General features: G+C 37.2%; 19 protein-coding genes. 15 read left to right on the forward strand and 4 right to left on the reverse strand.

The window, feature by feature from the left end; translation table 11 throughout:
* The first annotated feature begins 18 nt into the window (after window positions 1-18).
* Window positions 19-2,187, forward strand: coding sequence for a transglycosylase domain-containing protein (locus tag KQI49_RS16190; RefSeq protein WP_253286889.1), 2,169 nt, complete (start codon window positions 19-21; stop codon window positions 2,185-2,187).
* An 81-nt stretch (window positions 2,188-2,268) separates the two neighbouring features.
* Here the strand turns inward: KQI49_RS16190 and pepF are convergent, their stop codons facing one another.
* Both pepF and yhfH read right to left on the reverse strand, forming a co-directional pair.
* On the reverse strand, window positions 2,269-4,071 hold the full coding sequence (pepF, locus tag KQI49_RS16195) for an oligoendopeptidase F (protein ID WP_216490628.1): 1,803 nt from the start codon (window positions 4,069-4,071) through the stop codon (window positions 2,269-2,271).
* Between the two features lie 226 nt (window positions 4,072-4,297).
* Window positions 4,298-4,426: a protein YhfH gene (gene yhfH, locus KQI49_RS16200; protein ID WP_216490629.1), complete on the reverse strand. Its 129-nt coding sequence runs from the start codon at window positions 4,424-4,426 to the stop codon at window positions 4,298-4,300.
* A gap of 517 nt (window positions 4,427-4,943) precedes the next feature.
* Here yhfH and KQI49_RS16205 point away from each other — a divergent pair.
* The 4 genes from KQI49_RS16205 to KQI49_RS16220 all read left to right on the forward strand — a co-directional run bounded on the left by KQI49_RS16205 (window position 4,944) and on the right by KQI49_RS16220 (window position 9,317).
* Window positions 4,944-5,675 carry an MBL fold metallo-hydrolase gene (locus KQI49_RS16205; RefSeq protein WP_216490630.1) on the forward strand — a complete coding sequence of 244 codons (732 nt, stop codon included), beginning with the start codon at window positions 4,944-4,946 and terminating at the stop codon, window positions 5,673-5,675.
* Between the two features lie 95 nt (window positions 5,676-5,770).
* Window positions 5,771-6,766, forward strand: coding sequence for a lipoate--protein ligase (gene lplA, locus KQI49_RS16210; RefSeq protein ID WP_216490631.1), 996 nt, complete (start codon window positions 5,771-5,773; stop codon window positions 6,764-6,766).
* Between the two features lie 274 nt (window positions 6,767-7,040).
* Window positions 7,041-8,576, forward strand: coding sequence for a fatty acid--CoA ligase family protein (locus tag KQI49_RS16215; protein WP_216490632.1), 1,536 nt, complete (start codon window positions 7,041-7,043; stop codon window positions 8,574-8,576).
* A 207-nt stretch (window positions 8,577-8,783) separates the two neighbouring features.
* On the forward strand, window positions 8,784-9,317 hold the full coding sequence (locus KQI49_RS16220; protein ID WP_216490633.1) for a competence protein ComK: 534 nt from the start codon (window positions 8,784-8,786) through the stop codon (window positions 9,315-9,317).
* On the opposite strand, the gene KQI49_RS16225 is transcribed toward KQI49_RS16220, so the two are convergent.
* Window positions 9,253-9,642 (reverse strand): YhjD family protein, encoded by a 390-nt coding sequence (locus KQI49_RS16225; RefSeq protein WP_216490634.1) that lies wholly within the window; start codon window positions 9,640-9,642, stop codon window positions 9,253-9,255. The two genes, KQI49_RS16220 and KQI49_RS16225, sit on opposite strands and share 65 nt — an antisense overlap.
* A gap of 239 nt (window positions 9,643-9,881) precedes the next feature.
* On the opposite strand from KQI49_RS16225, the gene KQI49_RS16230 reads away from it, so the two are divergent.
* The 9 genes from KQI49_RS16230 (at window position 9,882) to KQI49_RS16270 (ending at window position 23,446) form a co-directional block, all read left to right on the forward strand.
* The gene (locus KQI49_RS16230; RefSeq protein WP_216490635.1) at window positions 9,882-10,556 is read left to right on the forward strand and encodes a TVP38/TMEM64 family protein; all 675 of its coding nucleotides are present in this window, start codon (window positions 9,882-9,884) and stop codon (window positions 10,554-10,556) included.
* 77 nt (window positions 10,557-10,633) lie between these two features.
* Window positions 10,634-11,185: a signal peptidase I gene (lepB, locus tag KQI49_RS16235; RefSeq protein ID WP_216490636.1), complete on the forward strand. Its 552-nt coding sequence runs from the start codon at window positions 10,634-10,636 to the stop codon at window positions 11,183-11,185.
* Window positions 11,186-11,588: 403 nt separating this feature from the next.
* Window positions 11,589-15,083: a helicase-exonuclease AddAB subunit AddB gene (gene addB, locus KQI49_RS16240; protein WP_216490637.1), complete on the forward strand. Its 3,495-nt coding sequence runs from the start codon at window positions 11,589-11,591 to the stop codon at window positions 15,081-15,083.
* An 11-nt stretch (window positions 15,084-15,094) separates the two neighbouring features.
* Window positions 15,095-18,823: a helicase-exonuclease AddAB subunit AddA gene (gene addA / locus KQI49_RS16245; protein WP_216490638.1), complete on the forward strand. Its 3,729-nt coding sequence runs from the start codon at window positions 15,095-15,097 to the stop codon at window positions 18,821-18,823.
* Window positions 18,824-19,391: 568 nt separating this feature from the next.
* Window positions 19,392-19,541, forward strand: a complete 150-nt coding sequence (locus tag KQI49_RS16250; protein WP_216490639.1) for a hypothetical protein — start codon at window positions 19,392-19,394, stop codon at window positions 19,539-19,541.
* Between the two features lie 13 nt (window positions 19,542-19,554).
* Window positions 19,555-20,022: a cytochrome c oxidase subunit II gene (locus tag KQI49_RS16255; protein ID WP_216490640.1), complete on the forward strand. Its 468-nt coding sequence runs from the start codon at window positions 19,555-19,557 to the stop codon at window positions 20,020-20,022.
* Between the two features lie 18 nt (window positions 20,023-20,040).
* Window positions 20,041-21,735, forward strand: a complete 1,695-nt coding sequence (locus tag KQI49_RS16260; protein ID WP_216490641.1) for a cbb3-type cytochrome c oxidase subunit I — start codon at window positions 20,041-20,043, stop codon at window positions 21,733-21,735.
* Between the two features lie 518 nt (window positions 21,736-22,253).
* Window positions 22,254-22,892, forward strand: coding sequence for an SCO family protein (locus KQI49_RS16265; RefSeq protein WP_216490642.1), 639 nt, complete (start codon window positions 22,254-22,256; stop codon window positions 22,890-22,892).
* Window positions 22,889-23,446, forward strand: a complete 558-nt coding sequence (locus KQI49_RS16270) for a hypothetical protein (protein ID WP_216490643.1) — start codon at window positions 22,889-22,891, stop codon at window positions 23,444-23,446. Before KQI49_RS16265 ends, KQI49_RS16270 begins: the two co-directional genes overlap by 4 nt.
* Window positions 23,447-23,573: 127 nt before the next feature.
* On the opposite strand, the gene KQI49_RS16275 is transcribed toward KQI49_RS16270, so the two are convergent.
* On the reverse strand, window positions 23,574-24,773 hold the full coding sequence (locus KQI49_RS16275) for an ornithine--oxo-acid transaminase (protein WP_216490644.1): 1,200 nt from the start codon (window positions 24,771-24,773) through the stop codon (window positions 23,574-23,576).
* Between the two features lie 172 nt (window positions 24,774-24,945).
* On the opposite strand from KQI49_RS16275, the gene KQI49_RS16280 reads away from it, so the two are divergent.
* The gene (locus tag KQI49_RS16280; RefSeq protein WP_371817588.1) at window positions 24,946-25,293 is read left to right on the forward strand and encodes a DUF1516 family protein; all 348 of its coding nucleotides are present in this window, start codon (window positions 24,946-24,948) and stop codon (window positions 25,291-25,293) included.
* Window positions 25,294-25,433: the final 140 nt, after the last annotated feature.

Below are 25,433 nucleotides of genomic sequence, written 5' to 3' on the forward strand. Positions count from 1 at the left end.
TTAACGCGAGGTGAATATATGGAAACACGCATGGATCGTCATCGAGTTCCTTTACTATCATTAAAAGACAAGCTGCTCATACTGTTCATTACGATCATAATATGTATGAGTGCCTTAGGATATATGATTATTTATTTCGGTGGTGTCTTTATTGTCGATAAAGAAGAGTTGACATTAGATGCAACTACGACACTCGTCACAACAGAAGGGGACATGGTCGGACAATTGTATCAAGAAAATAGGACACTTATCGGATTAGACGATATACCAGAATATGTCATTGATGCCTATATTGCCGTAGAAGATAGACGTTTTTATCAACATGATGGAATCGATTATCAATCTATATTTAGAGCTGTTTATCGAGATATTATGACTGGCAGCAAGGCGGAAGGTGGAAGCACAATTACGCAGCAATTGGCAAAAAATCTATTTTTAACTAATGATAAAACATGGCTACGAAAAACTAAAGAGGTCATGGCTGCGATCTATTTAGAAAGACATTATAGCAAGGATGAGATTTTAGAGCTGTATTTAAATAAAATTTATTTTGGCAGTGGTGTTTATGGTATTGAAACAGCCTCACAAAAGTTTTTTTCAAAACCAGCAAAAGAACTGACGTTAGAAGAAGGCGCGCTGCTTGCAGGCTTAGCAAAGGCTCCTAATGGCTATTCACCAATTAATCACCCTGATAAGTCGATTGAACGAAGGAATACAGTTTTAAAAGTCATGGAAAAACAAGAAAAAATCACAACAGATGAGTTGCAGGAAGCGGAAGCTAAGCCACTTAGTATAGAGGTTAGTAAACAAGAAGAAAGACCTTGGGTTGACAGTTATGTTGATCTGGTTATGAAAGAAGCGGCTGAAAAGTACAATTTAACTGTTGCTGATTTACAAAGTGGAGGTTATCGCATTGTTGTAAATATGGATAAAAATGCTCAACAAGCCGTGTATACACGTTTTCAAGATGATAACTATTTCCCGGGTAATACGGAAGGTGTAGAAGGTGCTTTTATTATGAAAGAACCAAAAACTGGGGAGATAAAAGTGGCTATTGGTGGAAGGGATTACCATTTAGGGGAGTTGAATCGACTAAATGTTAATCGACAGCCAGGTTCAACTTTTAAACCCATTGCTGTATATGGACCTGCTCTAATGACAGGAGATTATAAACCTTATTCTCTTTTGCCTGATCGCCAGGTAGACAGCGAGACTTATGGTGTGAAGAATGCAAATCAGGAATATGATAATATTGTTTCGCTTTATTCTGCTCTAGTGAAGTCTAAGAACACATCGTCGACTTGGATGTTGGATCAAATAGGAATAGATTATTCAAAAGAGTATTTAGAAAAAATGGGGATGGACATTCCAGACGACGGCTTGGCCATCGCATTAGGTGGTTTGGATGAAGGAGTAACGCCATTTAATATGGTTGATGCTTACAGTGCTTTCGCGAATAATGGAACTATTGTCGAATCATCAACAATTAATGAAATATACAACTCGGATGATCAACGGATTGACCAAGAGGACAGGCAAACAACCGATGTCTTTTCATCACAAGTTGCTTGGAATATGACTGAAATGTTGTCTTACACCGCTAAATATGGGACAGCAAGTGCAGGAGATTATGCAGGTAATTTAGCTGGGAAAACAGGAACAACTCAGCATCCATTAGTTGACGGGGAAAATAAGGATGCTTGGTTTGTAGGTTATACGCCTAACATGGTTACAGCAATGTGGATGGGATACGATACATCCGATAAAGATCATTATCTAACAGGGGGAAGTGCATATCCGACTCGACTTACAAAAGACATACTGACTGAGTTAAAGGGCAATCTTGCATTGGGTGATGATTTTAAGAGGCCAGAAAACGTTCAAGCTTTACCTGATCCAATCCAATTACCGGTTATTTCAGATGTTCAAGGCAAGGTTGGACTTGGAGGAAACTCTTTAATGAAAGGTGAATTAACGTGGACGGGCTCTGATGATGAGCGAGTAGTTTATCGAATTTATAAACAAAAGTCTGGGATTGATGAGAGGATTGGGGAAGTCGAGGGGCAAAATAGTTATACGATTACAGGGCTTTCTTTACTTCAGACTAACTCTTATTACGTCGTGCCTTATGATCCACTAACAAAACTGGAAGGTAAGCATTCAGAAGCTGTTGAGTTGTCATTCTAACCATAGATGTGTATATCAAATCAATAAACTATTTTAAGGCAAAAAAAGGGGCTAAATCTTAATTGATTTAGCCTCTGATTTTTAATTATAACTTTTTACTAACTCATCAATTAACGAGCCTACATGGGCGACTGCTGCCTTGATGGTATCTGGTTTTGACATATCTATACCAGCTTTTTTAATTAGATCTAATGGTTTCAAAGTGCCACCAGCTTTAAGCACTTCTAACCAACGATCAACGGCAGGTTGACCTTCTTTGAGGATTTGCTGAGACATAGCTGTTGAAACAGTGAGCCCAGCCGAATACGTATATGGATATAATCCCATATAGTAGTGAGGTTGGCGCATCCATGTCAAGCTTGCTCCTTCGTCAATAGTGACGGTATTACCCCAGAAATTTTCCAATGCTTCTTTCTTTTGTTCAGACAAGACGCTGGCTGTTAAAGGAACTCCCTTTTCCGCTAACGCATAGATGCGTCGTTGATATTCACCCTCAAGTAAATGAGTTACAAAGTTGTGATAATAAGTTCCGAGTAATTGGCTAATGACCCAGCGTTTCATTCTTTTATCGTCCGTCTTTTCGAGCAAATGATTAGCGAGAAGCATCTCATTCATTGTTGACGGTGCTTCTACAAAATAAGTTGACGGACGTGTATTAACAAGTTCTTGATTCTTGCCTGCCAAATAAAAATGTCCAGCATGTCCAAGTTCATGCGCCAACACAAAAGCACCACGCATTGTATCTGTCCATGTGATTAAAATATATGGATGAACACCATATGGACTAGAGCAAAATGCTCCTGTAGATTTTCCAATGTTATCGGCGTAGTCTACCCAACGTTCATTTAAACCTTTTTTCATAATCTCACTATATTCCGGGCCCATCACTTTTAAAGCATCCAGAATAGTAGATTTTGCCTCTTCAAAGGTCGTTTTAGGGTTGAATTCGGGATCTAATGGTGCTTGTAAGTCACAAAATTTTAGTTCATCAACACCAAGTTGATCCTTTAATAATTTTGCATACTTTCTCATATGTGGTGCTAATTCTTCTTGAATAATGTTAAGTTGATTTTCATACATCGTTTTAGTCACTTGTTGAGGGTGCAGTAACATATCAATCACAGAATCGTAGTTACGAAGACGCGCCATTGTGACTTGTTTTGTCACTTCGGTTGCATATGTTGCTGCATATGTATTTTTATATTGATTCAGTGTATGAACAAATGAATCGAATGCCTTTCTTCTGAGTGGCGTATTAGGCGATAGTTCATACCGATCCTCATATAAAGCAAATGACATAGGATACTCTTGACCATCATTATCATGAATTGGATTAAATTGCATATCTGCAGACTTGCTTCGTTCATATATCATCATCGGTGCGTCATGAACTTCACTTAATGCAGCTAAGGTTTCTTCGATTTCAGGAGAAAGAGTATAAGGTTTTTTCTCTAAAATATCGTCAAGCATCTTTTCATACGTTCTTAACTTTGTATTCTCACTCATGAATTGCTTTAATGTATCACTTGAAATAGTTAATAATTCTGATTCGATAAATGAGAGTTTTGCTCCAATTGATGCAAGTGCCGAGGCAACTTTAGCAGAGTCACGCTGGTTCTCTGGATCGGATCCATCAGCATTTGAACGCAGACTAGCATAAGTTGCGACACGAATGACTCTCTTTTGAAAGTCGGCGAGCGTTGTTAAACAATTTAAAAGTGTCTCTGCATCCTCACCCAACTTACCTCTGAATTTCGTCACTTCTTGAACATCGTTTTGAATGGATTGCAATTCGTTTTCCCATTTGTTGTGGGAAGTAAATAAATCTGATAAATCCCAAGTTTGCTCCACAGGAACCTCAGAGCGCTTCAGTCTTTCAGTCATACAAATAACCCCTTTCTAAAACTACTTCGTTACTCTAAATAATTATAGTATAAAATGAATCAAAATGATACGATTTTTCAATAAATTTTAAAAGAGCACTTCTTTTCAAAGAAAAAAACAGCTATTTGGGATAGCTGTGATTAGAAAATTATTAACGTGTTATAATACAAAGTAAAATTGTTACATCGCTATTCTGTCTTTATAGCGAATCCATTTTTCTATTAAATTATCTAGCAGGGTGATCACATTCATCGCAAATATTCCCATAACAATCGGCCTTTTCAACCATAGGATGACCACAGTGACGACAAATCTTATCAGGCAAATTACGGAAAAACTCAAGAACGTTTATCATTTATATCCCCTTTCCCCTATGCTTAAGAAGCATTGTACTATAACAGTATGCAACAAGTCAATGCTGTGTTACAACATATTATCAAAAGCTTATACGACCGATTAGCCCCGACAAGCTTAAGCAGAAAACCGTAGTGGCGGTCTTTTGCCACGTAGATTTAATGCTTAAGACCTCGAGGGGCTGGTCGTATAAGCTAGCCGACACGAAAGCTTATACGCCTGGTTAGCAACGTAAATCCAGATAGGGTAAAGCAGCTACCCTCCCTGGAATACGATTCAAGAAAAAATCCAGGGAGGATAAAACAGATGCACCAGCCGAAATGTGGTACCGGAACAATTTGGAGGACTTTTTCAGTGACTTCGAGTGATAGCTCGAGGAGGCTCAGCCGCAAAGAAGAATGAACCCCAATTCTTCTTTGCCCACGGAAAGCGAGTATATTGCATGAACGACGCTTTTTTAATATTAAACTTTCCACACTATATTCCGAATACCCAAAAATCAAAATGAGGTGTTTACAATGAAATTAACTGTAATTGGTTGCTGGGGTGGATACCCGGCGCCGGGAGAAGCCACATCAGCATATCTAGTTGAAAAGGACGATTTTAATTTATTAATTGACGTGGGAAGTGGTGCATTATCCACGCTACAACAATATAAACATGTCATGGACATTGATGCCGTAATTGTTTCCCACTATCACGCGGACCACATAGCTGACATTGGTGTCTTACAGTATGCATGGTTGACTCAGTCCTATCTAAAAGACGTGGATGAAATCTTACCGATATATGGACATATGGAGGACGAAACTGGGTTTTCAAAACTAACGCATGACTTTACAGAGGGCGTGCCTTATGATCCCCATGCAACTTTAAATATAGGTCCATTTTCTATTTCCTTTTTAAAAACGAAGCATCCTGTATCTTGTTATGGCATGCGAGTTTCAGATGGCCAAAAATCAATTGTATATACAGCTGATACAAGTTACCAAGACAGTTGGATTGAATTTAGTAAGGGGGCAGATCTTTTAATAACAGATTGCAATTTTTATGCAGAACAAGACGGAAGTGGTGCGGGCCATATGACAAGTGAAGAGGGAGGAAAAATCGCCAAAGAGGCCGAAGTGAAAGAACTTTTATTAAGTCATTTACCTCAATACGGGAACAGGGAACAATTGATAGAAGAAGCAAGTTACTATTATAAAGGCAAAATTCGACTAGCAAAAACTGGGTTAGTCTGGGGTGAGTAGATTGCGGGTAAAACCTATCTTTTGAATGTCCTCACTAATTGCATTAAAATAAATATGTATGAACTAGGAGAAACGATATAGGAGGAAAATAGAATATGAAATTTATTGATAACAAAGGAATTACTGATCCAAGAATTAATTTAGCTCTAGAAGAATATATGTTAGAGAATTTCGGTGAAAAAGATACATATTTATTATTTTATGTAAACGAGCCTTCCATTATCATTGGGCGAAACCAAAATACTGTGGAAGAGATTAATACAGAATATGTGGATAAGAAAGGCATTAAAGTTGTACGCCGCCTGTCAGGTGGTGGAGCTGTTTATCACGATTTAGAAAATTTAAATTTCAGTTTTATTACTAAAGATGATGGGGATAGCTTCCATAACTTTGCTAAATTCACCAAGCCTCTTGTTGACGTATTAAATGAATTAGGTGTACCTGCAAAATTGGAAGGAAGAAACGACCTCGTTGTTGAAGGACGTAAGATATCAGGGAATGCCATGTATTCCACTAAAGGGCGAATGTTCAGCCATGGGACATTAATGCTCGACTCCGAAATTGAAGAAGTTGTAAAAGCTTTAAATGTCAATAAAGCAAAAATTGAATCAAAAGGTATTAAGTCAATTCGTAGCCGAGTTGCTAATATCTCAGAATTCCTAGATGAAAAAATCACAATTGAAACATTTAAAGAACTTATTTTAAAATACGTTTTTGACGTAGAAGATGTTAAAGATGTGCCTCAATATGAATTAACAGACGAAGATTGGGAAAACGTCCATAAAATATCTGAAAACCGTTATCAAAAGTGGGAATGGAACTATGGTAAATCTCCGAAATTTAACGTACAACAATCTCATAAATTTGCTTCTGGTCTTTTAGACGTACGTCTCGATGTTAAAAAAGGTATCATTGAAAACTGTATCATTTACGGCGACTTCTTTGGCCTTGGTGATGTTAGTGTCCTTGAGAATAAACTGACAGGTGTCCGTCACGAAAGAAAAGCAATTGAAGAAGCACTCAGGGATATTGATGTTCCTTATTACCTAGGTAAAATAACGGAAGAAGATCTCATTAACTTAATTTATTAATTTTTTGAAATAAGCCTGCCCAGCAAACGGTAGGTATGATATCGCTTTATAAATAAGTATAATAGAGTTTTATAAAAGGGCTGCATTCTAGGACTTGAAACACTTTGCAAAAAGTCTTAGGAGAGTCCTTTTCTTTTTATTCAAACAAGTCTTTTCTTGATTGATACCGCTTTCTCTTGAAATAATATTTTGAGTATTTTATAATTAAAGAGATTTCACAATGAAATGAATGACTATTCATTCATTTTGCATTGTAACAAAGGGGGATTTGTACGTGAATTTAAGTGATCAATTATCTATAACAGCTAAAAACCATCCTACAAAAACTGCTTATATTTTTGATGACAAAGAAACTAGTTATATGGAGTTAGAGGGGGCAGTTGTTAAATTTGCATCACAATTAGAACAACTTGGGTATAAAAAAGGTGATCACCTTGCACTGATTGTGGGTAATAGTCCGTATTATATTATTGGATTATATGGGGCTTTACGAATGGGGGCTACCGTTATTCCGATTAACCCTCTTTATACTCCTCACGAAATGACTTATATTTTAAGAAATGGGGATGTCAAAGGTATTATCACTATGGATGTGTTAATGGAGATGATGGTCGCGATTGATGATCAATTGCCAAATGTCACTCATTACATATCCTGTGAGACAGATAGCGAAACTAATGAAAATATTTCTACTCCGAAAATGAAATCGTTTACTAAATTAGTTGAAGAGGGGACTTTAGATTATAAAGGACCTTCGTTAAATAAAGAAGATATAGCGCTAATTTTGTATACTTCAGGCACAACTGGAAAACCAAAAGGAGCTATGCTGACTCACAAAAACTTATATTCGAATGCTAAAGATACAGCTGATTATCTTGAAATTAACGGCGGTGACCGAGTGATTGCAGCATTGCCGATGTTCCATGTATTCTGCTTAACAGTTTCTTTAAATGCACCATTAATGAATGGTGGAACCATTTTAATTATGCCAAAGTTCTCACCTCAAGAAGTATTCCGTCTTGCAAAAGAATATCACGCGACTATTTTTGCAGGTGTACCAACAATGTATAATTATTTATTACAAAGTGGAAAAGGAACTAAGGAAGATTTCAAAGATATTCGTTTCTGTATTTCCGGAGGATCAGCTATGCCAGTAGCTCTTCTGAAAAACTTCGAGCAGTATTTCGATGTCATCGTTTCTGAAGGATTTGGTTTATCTGAAGCTTCACCTGTAACGTGTTTCAACCCACTTGATCGACCGAGAAAGCCAGGATCCATTGGTAGAAGCATTGTGAATGTGGAGAACAAAGTCGTTGATGAATTTGGTGAAGAAGTTCCTGTCGGTGAAGTAGGTGAACTTATCGTTCAAGGGCCGAATGTGATGAAGGGTTATTATAACATGCCAGAAGAAACAGCTATGACTCTGAAAGATGGATGGCTTTATACGGGGGATATGGCCCGTGAGGATGATGAAGGTTATTTTTATATCGTTGATCGTAAAAATGATATGATTATCGTAGGTGGCTATAATGTTTATCCAAGAGAAATAGAAGAAGTTCTCTATGAGCATCCTGGTGTTGCTGAAGTAGCTGTCATTGGGACGCCGCATTCAGAAGCTGGTGAAGCGGTGATAAGTTTTGTCGTTACAAAAGATCCTGACTTAACCGAAAAAGATTTACTAGAATTCTGTAAAGGTCATTTAGCAAAATACAAGATTCCAACAAAAATTGAATTTCTAGAAGAATTACCAAAAAACACGACAGGAAAAATATTAAGACGTCAACTTAAAGATTTAGTCAAGGATAAATAAATGGAATGATGGGGAAGAACTTGGTTGTGTATCTGCCAAGTTTTTCTGCTTTTAGGACAGGAGAAATTGATGTAAAAAAGCTATTTTATCTCAAAAAGAGACAAAATAAACAAAAAATTTTAGATTTTACTATCTTTTTAAAAGAAAATCTGTTAAATTAATAAATAACCTCTTTCTTTTCATTTTAAGTCGAAAGGATGAAGAGAAATGAATAATAAATTTAACTCCCCAACTTATGAGATTACTCCCCAAACAATGGCGGTTCTTGTGCACTGTGATGAGCGTGGTCATACCGGTGCATGGATACTTGAAGAAAGTGATGACTATTATGTTGATAATTCCCCTAGTAAAGTGATTGATCAATCATGCAGGTTTTTTGGAAGCAGCTTGAAGGGTAGACAAGAGGGCACCTTTAATGTATGTAGAATTACCCATAAAGCTCCAATTTCAATCGATCCTTCAAACGGTATGTATTTTTTCCCTACAACTTCACCTGTTAATCCAAGATGTTCTTGGATTGCACATTCTCATGTTGCGCAGGTAAATAACTTAAAAGATAACTTTACTGAAATTGTGTTTAATAATGGTCGCAAACTTCCAATTCAAGTGTCCTTTGGTTCGATCCAGAATCAACTCCATCGTACAGCTCAATTTCGTTTTTTACTTGATAAGCGTATTAGTCATCTGAGACCACAGGCGGCTGACAGAGTGGCGGAGCCTTTTGCACAAATTCTTGAATAATAGTTTCTACTTTTTTACGGATAGCAGGGTTAAAATAATTTCGCTTTTCTTCTCGTCCTTGGCACACAAAAAGGTATGATGAAAAAGTATCATTTTTACCTAACGAAACAACTTGGATTTTTTTATCTTCCATCATTTTTCTCAACTTTCTGCGCTCGTTTGTTGCCTCGGAAATCATTTGATTCAAGAGATTTATATATGGATCTTTAATTTTAAAGGCACCATTTTGGACATGTTTTACATCCTGCTTAATGACAACTATAGCCATTGATAAAAAAAGAAAACGTGAAGCAACCTTTAATTCCATCTCTGTCAGATAACGCAAAGTAAACTCCTCCTAACTAGAACGCTTGTTCTAATTATATGCTAAATCTTAAAAAAAATACATTGAAAAACAAAAGAATGAAGAGAAAGAGGTTAAATATATACTGACGTAGTTTGAACTTACTTTAATTAATTTAGATTAAAACCCTAGGGCTGAGGGGAAACTATCTATAAATACGATGAACCAGCTACGTTAAGACATCTTTACCAGTATTACATAAAGAATGAGGAGTTTAGCTAATGTATGTGCTTAACATCTTGAGCGAATGGAAATTTATTATTAAAAATGAACAGCTAGATGATTATATCTTGGAATTACTGAGTAATTACGAAAAATTAGGGCCTATTCCCGGCATTGCCTTACCATTCATTGAAGCCTTTCTTCCTTTTTTACCATTACTTGTTATTATTATCGCCAATAGTGCTGCATATGGGTTGTTAAAGGGATTTTTATATTCGTGGATTGGAACAAGTATAGGTTCAGTCTTATTGTTTATGATTATCCGTCGGCTTGGGGACAAGCGTATATTCATTAAAATTCGAAAAAACAAACAGGTGCACAAAGTGACAGGTTGGGTAGAAAAACACGGCTTTGGGCCTTTATTTCTTTTATTATGTTTTCCATTTTCTCCGTCTTCGGTAATCAATGTTGTCGCAGGATTATCAAGAATCAACACGTACCAGTTTGTTTTAGCTACCTTTTTGGGTAAAGCAGTCATGGTATTTTCAGTTGCTTATATTGGTGCCAGTATTGTTTCTTTTGCAAAGAACCCGGTTAAGACTATTCTAGTAGGTATAGGGGTTGGTTTATTCTGGATTGTTGGTAAATACATTGAAAGAAAGCTGCATAAAAAATCATTGGAAAAAGAGTATCAGTCATTAGCGGAGGTTAAAAAAGATTCTAACAGGGTATGATTGGAATATAAGCAAGTTTTCAAAATAAGAGATTTAATTTGAATCCCTTCTAAATTCGTACCTTGGAGGAAATGGATATGAAAAGACTGAAACATCATGGTTTCATTACAACTGTTCTTATCGGGATGCTGATCCTATCGATTATACTCCCTCTGATTTTCGTGAGCTATGTTGTGGACGGAGAGTCTATGGAACCAACTCTGCATGATGGCAATATGTTAATGGTTAATAAAGTTGCATATGATTTGAAGAAAGTTGATCGTTTTGATGTTGTAGTTTTTCATAAAAGTGAGAAGGAAGATTATGTTAAACGGGTCATCGGCCTGCCTGGTGATGAAATAGAATATAAAAATGATAAGTTATATATCAATGGGGAATTTATAGAAGAGGAATATCTTGAAACATATAAACAAAATCATGACGACTCTTTGTATACCGAAGATTTTAATTTACAAGAAGTAACAGGAAAACAAGAAGTGCCTGAAAATAGTTTATTTGTTATGGGGGACAATCGAACCAATAGCTTAGATAGCCGGTCATTTGGCTTTGTTACTATAGATAAGCTTGTCGGAAAAGTCGACGTCAAATACTGGCCATTTGAAAAAAACGTGCTCGTTTCCCTGCCATAACCATACTGCAAATAACTATATTAAAGCTTCTATCTTTGATAAAATTTATCTGAGATAGAAGTTTTTTAATCTATAAATTTTGAACCACAGTACACATTACATATAAACTGCGCACTAAAAATGATAATGATGTACCTTCTCATTCTGATGATAGTTATGTGCTTTACCATCGCTCCGGCAGAATACTTTGTTTTCCATGGGCTGAGAAGAATTGCAGTTCATTCTTCCTACCTCAGCCTTCTACGCACAGGATGATACCGAGACGAAAGCGCATAGATCGAGTTGACGGCGCATAGATCGAGGCGAAAACACATATCACACAGTTTCTATCAACTGTGCTGCAGTATTTCGTAAATTTAATCAATGGACATATACAAAATAAATGATAAATGGAGGGAAGAGTATGGGGGTTCGATTTATTTTAGGTCGGGCTGGTACGGGAAAGAGTGGTCGTGCGATTGATGAAATAATAGAAAAGTCAATTTCAAATCCGCAAGGCCCACTAATTTTTTATTTAGTACCAGACCAAATGACGTTTGAACAAGAGTATACGCTTTTTAAAGACCAAGACCTTCAGGGAAGTATACGTACACAAGTTGTCAGTTTTTCACGTTTAGCTTGGCGAATATTACAAGAAACAGGTGGAGCCGTTCGACAATTCATTAGCTCTGTTGGTATTCAAATGGTTCTAAGAAAAATAATTGAAGAAAAACAAGGGGACTGGCTTGTTTTTCAAAAAGCAATGGAAAAACAAGGCTTTCTTGATCAACTAGAAAATATAATTACAGAATTTAAACGATACGAAATCACTCCAGAGATACTCCGCCTGCAACAAGACCATCTTAACCAGTATGTACATAAGGAACCGGGTGAGGTGGCTTTAGCAAACAAATTAGAAGATTTAATCTATATTTATGAAAAATTAATGCAGTCATTACAAGATAACTATATTGATAGTGAAGACCAGCTTCAATTGCTCGCTGAAAAAATAAATGACACCGACTTCTTAAATGATGCGGAAGTTTATATAGATGGTTTCCACAATTTTACACCTATTGAGTTATCGGTGATTGAAACGCTGATGAAAAAATGTAAGCAAGTGACTGTGTTATTAACTGTTGATCAACCAACTGAGGAAAAATCCGATTTAGATTTGTTTTATAAAACCTCAGAAACGTACCATACCCTTCAATCGATTGCACAAGAAAACAATATAAATATAGAAGAGACCATCACACTTCAGCCTGAAAATGGACGATTTAAAGAGCGTCCTTACTTTTTACATCTAGAACAACACTTTAATGAAACACCTTCTCCAGCGTACCAAGGACAAGTACCAATAAAGCTAGCTGAAGCAGTACATCCCAGAGCAGAAGTTGAAGGTGTGGCACAAGAAATACTGCATCTTGTTCGCGATAAGAATTATCGGTATAGGGACATAGCTCTTTTTTTAAGGCAACCTGACACGTATCACGACCTGATTGCAACTATATTTAAAGATTATAATATACCCGTATTTATCGATGAAAAACAAACCATGCTCAATCATCCTTTGATCGAATTTCTACGTTCTGTGTTTGAAATAGTGGAAGGAAACTGGCGATATGAACCAGTGTTTCGTGTTTTGAAAACTGGTTTTATTCCAAGCTGTGATAGAAATTATCCTTTAACGAAAGATGCCATCGATGAACTTGAAAATTATATTCTTGAATACGGAATTAGGTCTCGTAGTCGTTGGCTTAGTGATGATGACTGGATATTTCAACGTTTTCGTGGCTTTGACCAAGCAGCTCAAACGAATAAGGAATTGGAGATTCAAGAACGAATCAATCGCTATAGGAAACAGGTAACGTTTGCCTTGGAGAAATTTGATAACGAAATCAGACATGCCACAACGGTAAGAGAGCTTTGTGAAGTTACTTATACTTTACTGGAAGATATTGATGCACCCTCGAGATTAGAACGTATGCGAGAGATGCATGACGAAGAGGGTGCGATTGAAAAAGGCAGAGAACAAGAGCAAGTATGGGATGCGGTGATTCAGCTTTTCGATGAAATGGTCGAAATGGTTGGCGATGAGCCGATGAAACTGACAACTTACCGGTCTATCCTTGAAGCAGGCCTTGAAACACTGGAATTCGCACACGTTCCGCCAACGATTGACCATGTTATTGTAGGAACGGTCGAGCATTCGAGAATCAGTGGGATCAAAGGGTCGTTTTTACTTGGTGTCAATGAGGGGGTATGGCCTCTAAAACCCCCTGTTGATGGCATGATTAACGAAAGAGAACGGGATTTGTTAGCTGAACAAGGATTAAAGCTTGCTGATACGAGCAGACGTCAACTTTTAGATGATTGGTTTGATATGTATACAGTCTTTACGTCTGGGAGAGATTTTCTATGGTTAAGTTATCCAATTAGTGATGAAGAAGGAAAGTCACAAATGCCTTCTCAGCTTATTAAACAAATGGAAGATCTATTCCCTGTATGCAGTGACAGGTTGTTATTACAAGAACCTGATGAACTTCTTGAAGCAAATCGGTTCATTACAACACCAAATAAAACTCGGGCGGCATTGACCTCTCAACTAGCGAGGTACAGGAAAGGTTATCCAATTCACTCGGTTTGGTGGCATGTCCTTAATTGGTATATCACACACCATGAAAAACATGAGACAACCTATACAACTTTACAAAGTTTGTACTACCAGAATGTTCCTAGTGAATTAACAAGTGAAACAGTCAATCAACTTTATCCGAAAAAGGTTAAGACTAGTATTTCACGATTAGAGTCTTATTACCGTTGTTCTTATCAACATTTCGCTAGATATAGTCTGGGGCTGGAGGAAAGGAAAACATATCAACTCGACGCTCCGGATATTGGACTGCTTTTTCATGAAGCATTAAAAACGATTACTGAATGGATTCAGGAAGAAGGGCAAGATTTTGCTAAGTTAACGAAACAGGATGCAAGTGGTTATGCCCAAAAAGCAGTAAATAAGCTGTCTCCTATTCTGCAACACCAGATATTGCATAGTTCAAATCGGTATAAATATATTCAAAAGAAACTTCAAGAAGTCATCGCTCGGGCAACGCATATATTAAGCGAACAGGCAAGACAAAGTGATTTTTCACCTATAGGATTAGAGTTAGGGTTTGGAGAAGATCAATCATTAGATCCCTTGATTTTACCTCTACCAAATGGTTTTGAATTGGTTTTACGCGGACAAATTGACCGGGTTGATAAGTCTATTAATGATGGTAACTTATATTTAAGAATCATAGATTATAAGTCAAGTGCTAGAGGACTTAACCTAGTTGAAGTGTACTATGGACTGGCCCTGCAAATGCTTGCTTATTTGGATGTTGTCTTATCGCAATCAGAACAGTGGCTCGGCTTAAAAGCAACACCTGGTGGCGTTCTTTATTTCCATGTTCATAATCCAATGCTCTCAAAAGACCAAGTTCCAACTGATGAAATAATAGAAGAGGACATATTTAAAGAGTATAAAATGCAAGGATTATTAAAAGCCGATGGAAATGTCGTTCAAATGATGGATCATACACTGGATTCCGGTAGAAGTGATATCATTCCGGCAGGACTAAAAAAAGATGGATCTTTTTATAAAGATTCCAAAGTAGCGGATGAAGAAACATTTGCTAGTCTTAGAAATCACGTCCATGAACTTATGGTTCAGGCTGGTATTGACATAACGTCGGGAGGAGTCCATCTTAATCCGTTTCAATACAAACAAAACACGGCTTGTACGTTTTGTCCATTCCGTTCCGTGTGCCAGTTCGAACCAATACTTGAATCAAATCAGTATCATCGTTTAAAAGATATGAAGGATGATGAGATACTAGCTCAATTACGAAAAAACATAAGTGAAATAGAATAGGGGGGAAACTAATGGTAAAGTGGACAAAAGAACAAGAGAGTGCCATCTATTCAGAGGGCAGTGATATTTTAGTTTCTGCCGCAGCGGGTTCCGGAAAAACTGCTGTCCTCGTTGAGCGGATTATTCAAAAACTCCTTAAAAAAGATAGTCCAGTTGATATTGACTCTTTGCTTGTTGTTACGTTTACAAATGCTGCAGCTCAAGAAATGCGTACGCGAGTAGGCTTAGCTTTGGAGGAAGCACTGGCTCAAGACCCAACATCCATGCATTTAAAAAAGCAGCTGTCTTTATTACAAAGAGCTTCCATTTCAACTTTACACTCTTTTTGCTTAGATATTTTAAGAGAATACGCCTACTTAATAGATCTTGATCCTGGTTTTAGAATTGCAAATGACGTTGAAAATGATCAAATCAAACAGGACGTCATTGAAGACCTTTTTGAAGAATGGTACGGATTTGAAGATGATGAACAGAGTCATTTTTTCGAAGTTGTCGATCGTTTTTCAAGTGATCGAAATGATATCGAAGTAGAAGAATTAATACTTAAACTCTTTACATTTGCCACACAGCATCCATGGCCAGACGTATGGTTAAATCAAATTAACGAGGCATATGATATACCAGATGATTGGAGGGAAGATAATCTTGGATGGTTGGACATTATTAAAAAGGAGGTAAAACTCCAGCTTGATGCCTTTTATCAAGAAATCACACTTGCAGAAACAATAGTTAATGAAAATGACGGTCCCTATCAATATGCAGAAACCATTGAAGCCGATAAACAAATGTTAAACAACGCTTTGGAAAACGTGCATGTATGGAATGATTTGCAAGCAGTAATGGCATCAAGCAAATTTGTTCGTTTATCGGGAAAAAAAACAGAATGCAATGAAGATAAAAAAGAAAAGGTTAAAGCACTGCGAAATAGCTATAAAGATCGATGGAACAAGATAAAAAAAGATTGGTTTAGCCGAAACTTAGAAAGTCATGTAGAGGATATGAAAGAATTAGCGCCGGTCATCAAACAACTTACAATTCTTGTGAAGGAGTTTAAACAACGTTATACAGCCGTGAAAAAAGAAAAAGGGCTTGTTGATTTTTCTGACCTTGAGCATTATTGCTTAGAAATTTTGATTGATTCTGAATCAACACCAGAACAGCCTTTACCGTCAGCAATTGCTAGGAATTTGCAAGAGCAATACAGTGAATTACTCGTTGATGAGTATCAAGATACAAACCTAGTCCAAGAGACAATATTAAGAATGATAAGTGATCAAATAGGGTCAGGGAACATGTTTATGGTTGGCGATGTAAAGCAAAGTATCTATCGTTTCCGGCATGCAGAACCTTCACTGTTTATTGATAAATATAAACGCTTCAATACGTCAGAGTCTTTAGGACAGCGTATCGATTTATCAAGTAACTTCAGAAGTCGTGAACATGTTTTATCTGGGGCCAACTATATATTTCGACAGATACTTGACGAAAAAATTGGGGAAATTAATTACGATGAGAATGCTGAGCTTATTTATGCCAATAAAATGTATGATGAACTACCTCATCCTGAACCACATCCAGAGTTAGTCATAATCAACCGAGAAGAAGCTGAAGAATCTAACTATATCGATACGGAAGAAGGCAGTCGGGAAGAATTGGAAAAGGCCCAATTAGAAGCGAGGGCATACGCTGAAAAAATTAAAGGTTGGATAGGTGACGACGAAAATCAACCACTTCAAGTTGTGGATAAAGCCACCCAGGCCCAGCGCGATGTACAATACAGAGATATTGTTATTTTGCTCCGAGCAATGAGCGATGCACCAACGATTGTTGATGAATTTAAAAAGCAAGGGATTCCGGTATATGCTGAATTAAATACAGGTTATTTTGAAGCAATTGAAATAAAGATTATGATAAGTTTTCTTAAGGTGATTGATAATCCACGTCAGGATATCCCTTTAGCGTCTGTGCTCCGATCTCCGATTATTGGGTTAAATGAAGAGGAATTGGCAAAAATTCGTTTAGCTAACCAGAGAGGAACATATTATGAAGCACTCAATAGTTTTAAAAAGCAGAACTCAGGGGATGATATTCTCTCCAAAGTGAATCGTTTTTTAAATTTACTCGAGCAGTTTCGTAAAGCCGCTAGACAAGGCGCTCTATCCGAACTTATTTGGGCCATCTATCGAGAAACCGGGTATTATGACTTTGTTGGGGGCATGCCGGGAGGTCGTCAACGTCAAGCAAATTTACGTGCCCTATATGACAGGGCAAGGGGCTATGAAACAACATCTTTCCGTGGTTTATTTCGGTTTCTTAGATTTATCGAAAGAATGGAAGAAAGTGGCGATGATTTAGGGGCAGCAGGTGCCTTAAGTGAACAAGAAGATGTTGTACGGATTATGACAATTCATAAGAGTAAAGGCCTTGAATTTCCAGTTGTTATCGTTGGAGCTATGGCTAAGAACTTTAATTTCCAAGACATAAGAGGCCGGTATATTTTGCATAAAGACCTTGGTTTTGCCAGCAAATATATCAATCCTATAAAACGAATTACGTATCCTACTTTATTTTTCCACGCGTTAAAGCAAGAAAAACAAAGAGAAATGCTAGCTGAAGAAATGCGAGTCTTATATGTTGCTCTCACCCGAGCTAAGGAAAAGCTAGTGATGGTTGCAAGTGTTCCCTCTTTCGAGAAGTGTCGGGCTAAATGGCAAACAATGGTGGAACATTCGGAATGGATTTTGCCAGCTCACCTACGCAGTGAAGCCAAAACATATCTTGATTGGGTCGGACCAGCATTAATTAGACATCAAGATACAAGTGTTCTACGTACTGAAGATATTCACGATGCTGTTTTGGAAAAAATACAAATTGACCCGTCAAGATGGGATATAACCATTGTTCATAAGAATGAATTGAATGATGTTGATGTATCTTCTGAGGACGTTGACTTTGATTTACAAGAGGCTGTACAGAACTGGAAAACAATCGATTTAGAAGATGCTAGCTTATCCCAACAAGTGGATGAAAGATTGTCGTATCAGTATCCATACTTTGAAGCGGCCTCATCCCGAGCAAAACAAACAGTCACAGAAATAAAGAGGCAACGCGAATTTCAAGATGAATACAGTTCTAACCAGCTCATTCAACCCTACAAGGCACCGATTATAAAACGACCTATTTTTTTACAGAAAGAAAAAAGATTATCTTCAGCTGAAATAGGGACGGCAATGCATACAGCAATGCAGCATCTTCCATTCAAACCAAACATGACTTCTTCAAATATAGAAGAATTTATTGGTGGCCTTGTTATTAAAGAAATTCTCATAGAAGCGGAGGCCGAAGTCATTGATATACCAGCAATAGAACAATTTTTACAGACAGATATTGCAAATTATATGATGACTCAAACGTTTTACCGAGAGCTTCCATTTAGTTTAACCTTACCTGCAAATGAAGTGTACGCCACTTGGCGAAGTGAGACAGAAGAACAAGTTCTTATTCAGGGTGTATTGGACTGTGTTATTCCTAGAGATGATGGGTGGATTATTCTGGACTATAAGACCGATGCTATTCAAGATGAAGTTGACGAAAGTTTAAAAGAAAAACTTATTAAACGCTATGAAACGCAAATAAGTCTTTATAAAAGAGCAATTGAAACAATATGGAAACAACCTGTGATTGGAACCTATTTATACTTCTTTTCAAAGCAACTTTTGATTGATATTCCTATTGAATAAATTTAAAAGCAAATGAGGAAGAGTTAAGTCATTTAAAATGACTTAACTCTTTTTTGTTTTTTTAAATAATCTCTGTAGTTTGATATTAATCCACACAATGCTCCTTTTCTGAAGTTCCATTGAAAATTCCGGCTGGACTACACTCGTTACATTTAGATTTCCGTATATTTTAAAGAAAGTCATCGAGAGAGTGCTCCTCCCGTTCAAATTTCCTATTAAACTTGAAAAAATTATCGAGAAAATGCAACTCCCATTCAAAAGTGACTTATCATGCTTTTTAGTCACAAAGTTGTCAAATGAGGAACAAGGGAGTGTTAACAAATTGTTCATAAATCAATTTGTTGTCTTTTTAGTCTCCTTCTGATTTCTTTAAACCCTGTAGCTGTAGGTTTTTCCTTCAATTTGTTGCAAGATAGCCATTTACTTAAAACATCAATTTTAACTATTAATACTTACAAAATCGTCAATTATGTAATTAAAATCACAAGTGAGTGTGATTAAATTCACTTTATTGAGAACCGTTCCCAATTAGAATGTAATTAAGAAATTAAACAAGGAGGGATTAAGGGTGGAAACTAAATTAAACACAGATGAAAAAGTTGAAAAATATGATGAGCAATCTCTCAAAGGTACTTTGTTTTCCACGATAGTATTTGTAGGTGGCGGTATCGTAGCCTTTATCGCTTTATTATTCATATTCTATATGATTCGACTATAAGGAGGGGTAATTAATGAAAATGCATCGTTTTGAAGAAATATGGCTTGTGTTAGCAGTAGCTGTTATTGTCATCTCTATGGTCTTGACGGGTTATCAAACATTTGCTTTAGGTATGGGTCCACCAAGTAATAAAGAAACAATTGATCCACAAAAAGTAGATGAAACAGCTCCATTTGATGAACCAGGAGTTTATGAAATTGGTGAAAACGAATATGAAGTTGTCATGACATTGCAGATCTTCAGTTTTAATCCTGGTGATATTGAAATACCAGCTGGCTCAACGGTTCATTTTACAATGACATCTAAAGATGTGATTCACGGTTTCCAAGTACCCGGCACCAACCTTAACGCTATGGTTATGCCAGGGCATATTCAGAAAATCTCCCAAACTTTTGATGAACCTGGTGAGTATTTAGTCTTGTGTAATGAATATTGTGGAACAGGTCATCAACAAATGGGCATGACCATTACAGTAAAATAAAGGAGGCATGGGTATAAAATGGAAGCATTAAATTTTGATCATACAAAGCCAGCAACATTAAAAGAGAAAGCAACCAAAGTTTTGGGCACTAATGAAAAAGATGCAAAATTATCACTAACGTATTTATCCGTTTCTTTTATCGCTTTATTTATCGGTGGCGTTTTAGGACTTCTACAAGGTCTTGAAAGAGCAGGCCTTCTTCAGCTACCTGTTTGGTTGAACTACTATGAAGTATTAACTGCTCACGGCGTATTACTCGTTCTTGTCTTTACCGCTACTTTTGTAGTTGGTTACTTTTATGCAGGATTGTCTCATACATTAGATGGGTTGATTCCTGTTGTAAGGAAGATGGGTTGGATAGCATTTAGTTTGATGGTCATCGGTGTTGTCTTTGTCGTGACGACAATTGTGATGGGGGAAGCATCAGTTTTATACACATTCTATCCACCTATGCAAGCATCCCCTTGGTTTTATATTGGATTAGTTTTTCTTGTTCTTGGTATTTGGACCGCTGCATTTGGATGCTTTATAAATGTGGCAAGTTGGAGAAAAAGAAATAAGGGAAAACATATTCCATTACTTTCATATTTTGCAGTTGGTGTGTTTATTTTACTCTTCTTTGGAAGTCTAGGTGTAACTTATGAAGTGTTAACTTTAATCCCTTGGGCGTTTGGTTGGACAGAAACAGTCAACGTCATGTTAAGTCGAACACTATTTTGGAGTTTTGGTCACACCCTTGTTAATATTTGGTATTTAACAGCTGTATCCGCTTGGTATGTTGCAGTACCAAAAATTATCGGTGGACGTCTTTTCAGTGATACATTAGCACGTGTCGTTGTCTTTTTACTAGTCATTTTGAATATTCCAGGTGGATTCCATCACCAAATTGTAGATCCAGGATTTACACAAGGCTTGAAATTCATGCACGTATTTATGAGTCTATCAATAGGTTTCCCGTCCTTAATGACTGCTTTCGCTATGTTTGCAGTTTTAGAACGTGCCGGAAGAAAGAGAGGTGGGAAAGGTCTCTTAGGTTGGCTTAAAAAATTACCTTGGTCTGACGTTCGCTTCCTAGCACCTATGATTGCGATGATTGCCTTTATTCCAGCCGGTGCAGGTGGAATTGCACAAACAAACAACCAGTTGAACCAGGTTGTTCACAACTCTCTATGGGTAACAGGTCACTTCCATTTAACTGTTGGAACATCTGTAGCATTAACATTCTTTGGAATAGCTTATTGGCTGATCCCACATTTATCAAAACGTGAATTAACACCGAAAATTAATAAACTCGGGATCATTCAAACAATCACTTGGACAGTTGGTATGTTGTTCATGTCTGGAGCAATGCATACTGTCGGCTTATTCGGATCACCAAGAAGAACATCTTTCTCTACTTATGGTGATAATGCCACAGCATTAGGCTGGAGTCCGTATCTTCTCTTGCTAGCTGTTGGCGGGATTCTATTAATTGTTGCTGTTGTCCTTATGGTCTATATCGCTTTCTACCTCATGTTTAAAGCACCTAAGGGACATACTGAATTCCCGATAGGAGAGCCTGAAGATAATGCTCCCAAAACTCCTATGTGGACGGAACGTTGGGGCTTATGGGTTATTCTAATGCTGGCTGTCGTAGCTATGGGATATGTCATTCCACTCGTCGACTTAATTATGAATGCCCCTCCAGGATCACCACCATTTAAGACTTGGTAAATAAACAAAAACGTAAGCACCTGGTTAGATACGTACAAGCTGGTGAAACCTGACGAGATTGATTTGCTAGACAAAATAAAAGAGGTTGGGACATAAGTATTTTAGTTAATGTAAAAGCGAACGTATTAAAGTATTTATCTTTTAATATACAATTTAAAATCAGCGTAGGAAAAATACGTAGACTCCTTGAAAAATCGCGATGAATCGCTGTCGAAGCATTCCTTGTCCAACAGGATGAAAAGCTTAGATGAGACCCCGCAGAGCGCCATGAATGATGGAAGGCTAAATTCGCGACGTCCTGTGGAGGCGCCTTCATGACCAACATCCTGCTGGCCCGAGGCTCATCAGCAAAGAAGAATGAACTGCAATTCTTCTCCCCCCGCGGAAAGCGAAGTATTTTTCCGAAGCGAATAACGCTCGCTTAAAATTGTTCGTCTTTTAATTACTAATACTTAGTTTTGTCCCATCCTCTTTACAAAAGTATAATCACAAAGACATAAAACGGGGAGTGATGAAACATGGATGCTAAGTGGAGAAAGCGTGTAGCTATTACAATGGTGCTCGTCTTTGGAAGTTTGTTAGTTTATTTCGGCACGGATGGCTTAACTGCTTTTACTGTAGAAACTGCCCGATTAAATGAACTTATTGAAGAACAACCGACATTTCCGGACGTTACACTAGAAGATAGTGAAGAAAGAGTTTATTCCTTCTCGGAGTTTGACGATAAATACGTTCTTATAACATTTATATATACATCTTGTACTACAGTTTGCTTAGACCTTGAAATGAATATGGCCCAAGTGTATAACAAGGTGCCAGAAGAATTTATAGGTGAAGATATTTCCTTCCTTAGTATCAGTTTTGACCCCACAGTCGATGATCCGGAAACCCTAGATAAGTATAAAGGTTATTTTGATAGTGACGGGGAAACGTGGAGAATGGCTCGCATCCCTGATCAACAGGAGTTGGACAATTTACTAGATGAATTCGGTGTGATTGTGATACCTGACGGATATGGGGATTACGCTCATAATGCTGCATTTTATTTGGTTGATTCTAATGGAAAATTAGTCAATGTTATGGACTATCAAGATACAGATGGAGCTGCTGATGAAATTACACGGATTCTTGAGAGTAATAGGGGGAATCAATCATGAAACAATTTGTATATGGTTTAGTGTTATTTATATTTCTTATATTGCCCCCAGTTTCCAATTTAATGGAGTCTATTATGATCATTCATATGCATATGCAAATGCCTATGCTCGTTGTCGCAGGATTCTTAATGGCTAAACTTTTTCAGAAAAAGTTCCCACACTTTTTTGAGAAGTGGAACAAAGATGGTACACCGGGTATCTTATTGTTTGGGATTATTTGGTTATATTGGATGATTCCCCGTACAATGGATGAAGCCCTAGTTATGCACGGAATGGAAATATTTAAATTCATTAGTTTAACTTTTCTTGCTGGAGTACCACTACGAGATAGTTGGAAAAAACTTGGCGAGAGAGGGAAGAATATCGTCTTTTACAGCTTTATGATTGTGTCATTTGGAATGGGCTGGTTATACATCAAGTCTCCGGTTCAATTATGCAACAATTATCTTCTTGTTGAACAAATTACTTTAGGGTGGGGATTTTTAGCAATGGCTGTTTGTATGGCTATATTCCTAGTCTATATCGCTGTGACAGATCAATCAGAATACGATTGAACCTCTCATGATTAAACTCACGAGTACACTTGCTAGTTGATAAAACACATAACTTTAAATCAACTATATCTTTGGTAAAGAAAAAGAGACAGTCCCAGACGACTATCTCTTTTTGAGGTTAAAAAATTTATTTGGCTTCCAATACTTCTTTAATATGATTAAGTGCCCAGTCCAAATCATCTTTTTCAATAATTAAAGGTGGAGCAAAGCGAATCACATTTTCATGTGTCTCTTTACATAATAACCCTTTTTCTTTTAAACCTTCACAATACGGACGAGCAGGCTCGGTCAATTCCACGCCAATAAATAGTCCTTTTCCACGAACTTCTTTGATAATTGGATTGTTAATTTTTTGCAGCTCATCCATCATATAATTACCAAGCTCAATGGAGCGGTCCGCTAAGTTTTCTTCAATTAAAACATCAAGTGATGCAATAGAAACGGCACAAGCAAGTGGGTTTCCACCGAATGTCGATCCGTGTGATCCAGGATTAAATACCCCAAGAATCTCTTTATTTGCTACAACACAGGAAATAGGGAAGACGCCACCGCCTAGAGCTTTTCCTAAAATGATAATATCTGGTGAAACATTTTCCCATTCATTGGCTAGCATTTTTCCGGTACGTGCTAAACCAGCTTGAATTTCATCTGCTATGTAAAGCACATTATTCTCTTTACAGAGGTCGTAAGCTTCTTTTAAAAATCCTTCTGGTGGGACGACGATTCCTGCCTCACCCTGGATGGGCTCAAATAAAAATCCGGCAGTATTTTTATTAATTGCTTCTTTTAATGCATCAATATCACCGTAAGGGATTACTTTAATTCCGGGAAGCATTGGGCCATAGCCTCGCTTATATTCTTCTTCAGATGATAATGAAACCGCTGCCATTGTACGCCCGTGAAAATTACCTTCACAAGCGATGATCTCTGCTTTATTATCTTCTATACCTTTTACATCATATGCCCAGCGCCTAGCTGCTTTAATGGCAGTTTCCACAGCTTCAGCACCCGTGTTCATTGGTAATGCCATATCTTTGTTTGTTAATTTACATATTTTCTCGTACCACGGTCCTAATTGATCGTTATGAAAAGCACGAGATGTTAAGGTAACTTTGTCAGCTTGATCCTTAAGTGCTTGCATAATTTTAGGATGACGATGACCTTGATTCACCGCGGAGTATGCACTTAACATATCCATATATCGATTGCCTTCTGGATCTTCAACCCAGACGCCTTCAGCTTTTGAGACGACGACAGGCAAGGGATGATAGTTTTTTGCCCCAAATTCTTGTGTTTGATCAATGATTTCTTTACTTGTCTTTGCCATTTTATCCCTCCAAGATTTAGAATTTTTTCAACTCTATGATTCTAATATACCATTTTTAACGATTACTTTAAATGCACAGATGATTTTCATGTGATTTAACGAAGGGTACGTGTTATATTAGATAAGAAATTAAAAATTACACTTTAATTAATTGATGAGGGAGGAACGTCGTGTGAATACACATTTACACATTACAGCTTGGGTATTGGCATTAATTCTATTACTTGTCGTAGTGATATTGCATAAACAAGGAAAAGCCAAAGGTGCCAAAATTACGCAAATGATTCTAAGACTAGATTATTTGTTGATCTTATATTCTGGTGGAAGTTTGCTTGGCATGTTTTTCTCAGGACCAAATGTAACAATGGCTATCATTAAAACACTAGCTGGTATTTGGACCATTGCAGCGATTGAGATGGTTGGCATAAAAACTGTTAAAGATAAGCCAGCAGGAGGTATGTGGATCCAACTAGTCGTTGCGCTTGTGGTGACACTTATCTTAGGATTTGTTGTTCTTTAAAAATGTTAACTTAAGAGAGCTGTTCCAAACTGAATTAATTGGAATAGCTCTTTTTATATTCATTTACGATTTCCTGCTTAAGCTTGTCGGGGCTAACCGGGCGTTTGTGCTTTTGATTTTTGAATTCTTTACGACAATTT

It is taken from the genome of Virgibacillus sp. MSJ-26 (assembly GCF_018918075.1).
In the GTDB taxonomy this organism is placed as follows: Bacteria; Bacillota; Bacilli; order Bacillales; family Amphibacillaceae; genus MSJ-26.

Excerpts from the sequence above, each read along its gene's own strand:
- pepF (WP_216490628.1), bottom strand. The coding sequence starts at position 4,071 with ATGACTGAAAGACTGAAGCGCTCTGAGGTTCCTGTGGAGCAAACTTGG.
- KQI49_RS16260 (WP_216490641.1), top strand. The coding sequence starts at position 20,041 with ATGGAAGCATTAAATTTTGATCATACAAAGCCAGCAACATTAAAAGAG.
- lplA (WP_216490631.1), top strand. The coding sequence starts at position 5,771 with ATGAAATTTATTGATAACAAAGGAATTACTGATCCAAGAATTAATTTA.
- KQI49_RS16275 (WP_216490644.1), bottom strand. The coding sequence starts at position 24,773 with ATGGCAAAGACAAGTAAAGAAATCATTGATCAAACACAAGAATTTGGG.
- KQI49_RS16265 (WP_216490642.1), top strand. The coding sequence starts at position 22,254 with ATGGATGCTAAGTGGAGAAAGCGTGTAGCTATTACAATGGTGCTCGTC.
- KQI49_RS16255 (WP_216490640.1), top strand. The coding sequence starts at position 19,555 with ATGAAAATGCATCGTTTTGAAGAAATATGGCTTGTGTTAGCAGTAGCT.
- addA (WP_216490638.1), top strand. The coding sequence starts at position 15,095 with ATGGTAAAGTGGACAAAAGAACAAGAGAGTGCCATCTATTCAGAGGGC.
- addB (WP_216490637.1), top strand. The coding sequence starts at position 11,589 with ATGGGGGTTCGATTTATTTTAGGTCGGGCTGGTACGGGAAAGAGTGGT.
- yhfH (WP_216490629.1), bottom strand. The coding sequence starts at position 4,426 with ATGATAAACGTTCTTGAGTTTTTCCGTAATTTGCCTGATAAGATTTGT.
- KQI49_RS16230 (WP_216490635.1), top strand. The coding sequence starts at position 9,882 with ATGTATGTGCTTAACATCTTGAGCGAATGGAAATTTATTATTAAAAAT.
- KQI49_RS16205 (WP_216490630.1), top strand. The coding sequence starts at position 4,944 with ATGAAATTAACTGTAATTGGTTGCTGGGGTGGATACCCGGCGCCGGGA.
- KQI49_RS16190 (WP_253286889.1), top strand. The coding sequence starts at position 19 with ATGGAAACACGCATGGATCGTCATCGAGTTCCTTTACTATCATTAAAA.
- KQI49_RS16220 (WP_216490633.1), top strand. The coding sequence starts at position 8,784 with ATGAATAATAAATTTAACTCCCCAACTTATGAGATTACTCCCCAAACA.
- KQI49_RS16270 (WP_216490643.1), top strand. The coding sequence starts at position 22,889 with ATGAAACAATTTGTATATGGTTTAGTGTTATTTATATTTCTTATATTG.
- lepB (WP_216490636.1), top strand. The coding sequence starts at position 10,634 with ATGAAAAGACTGAAACATCATGGTTTCATTACAACTGTTCTTATCGGG.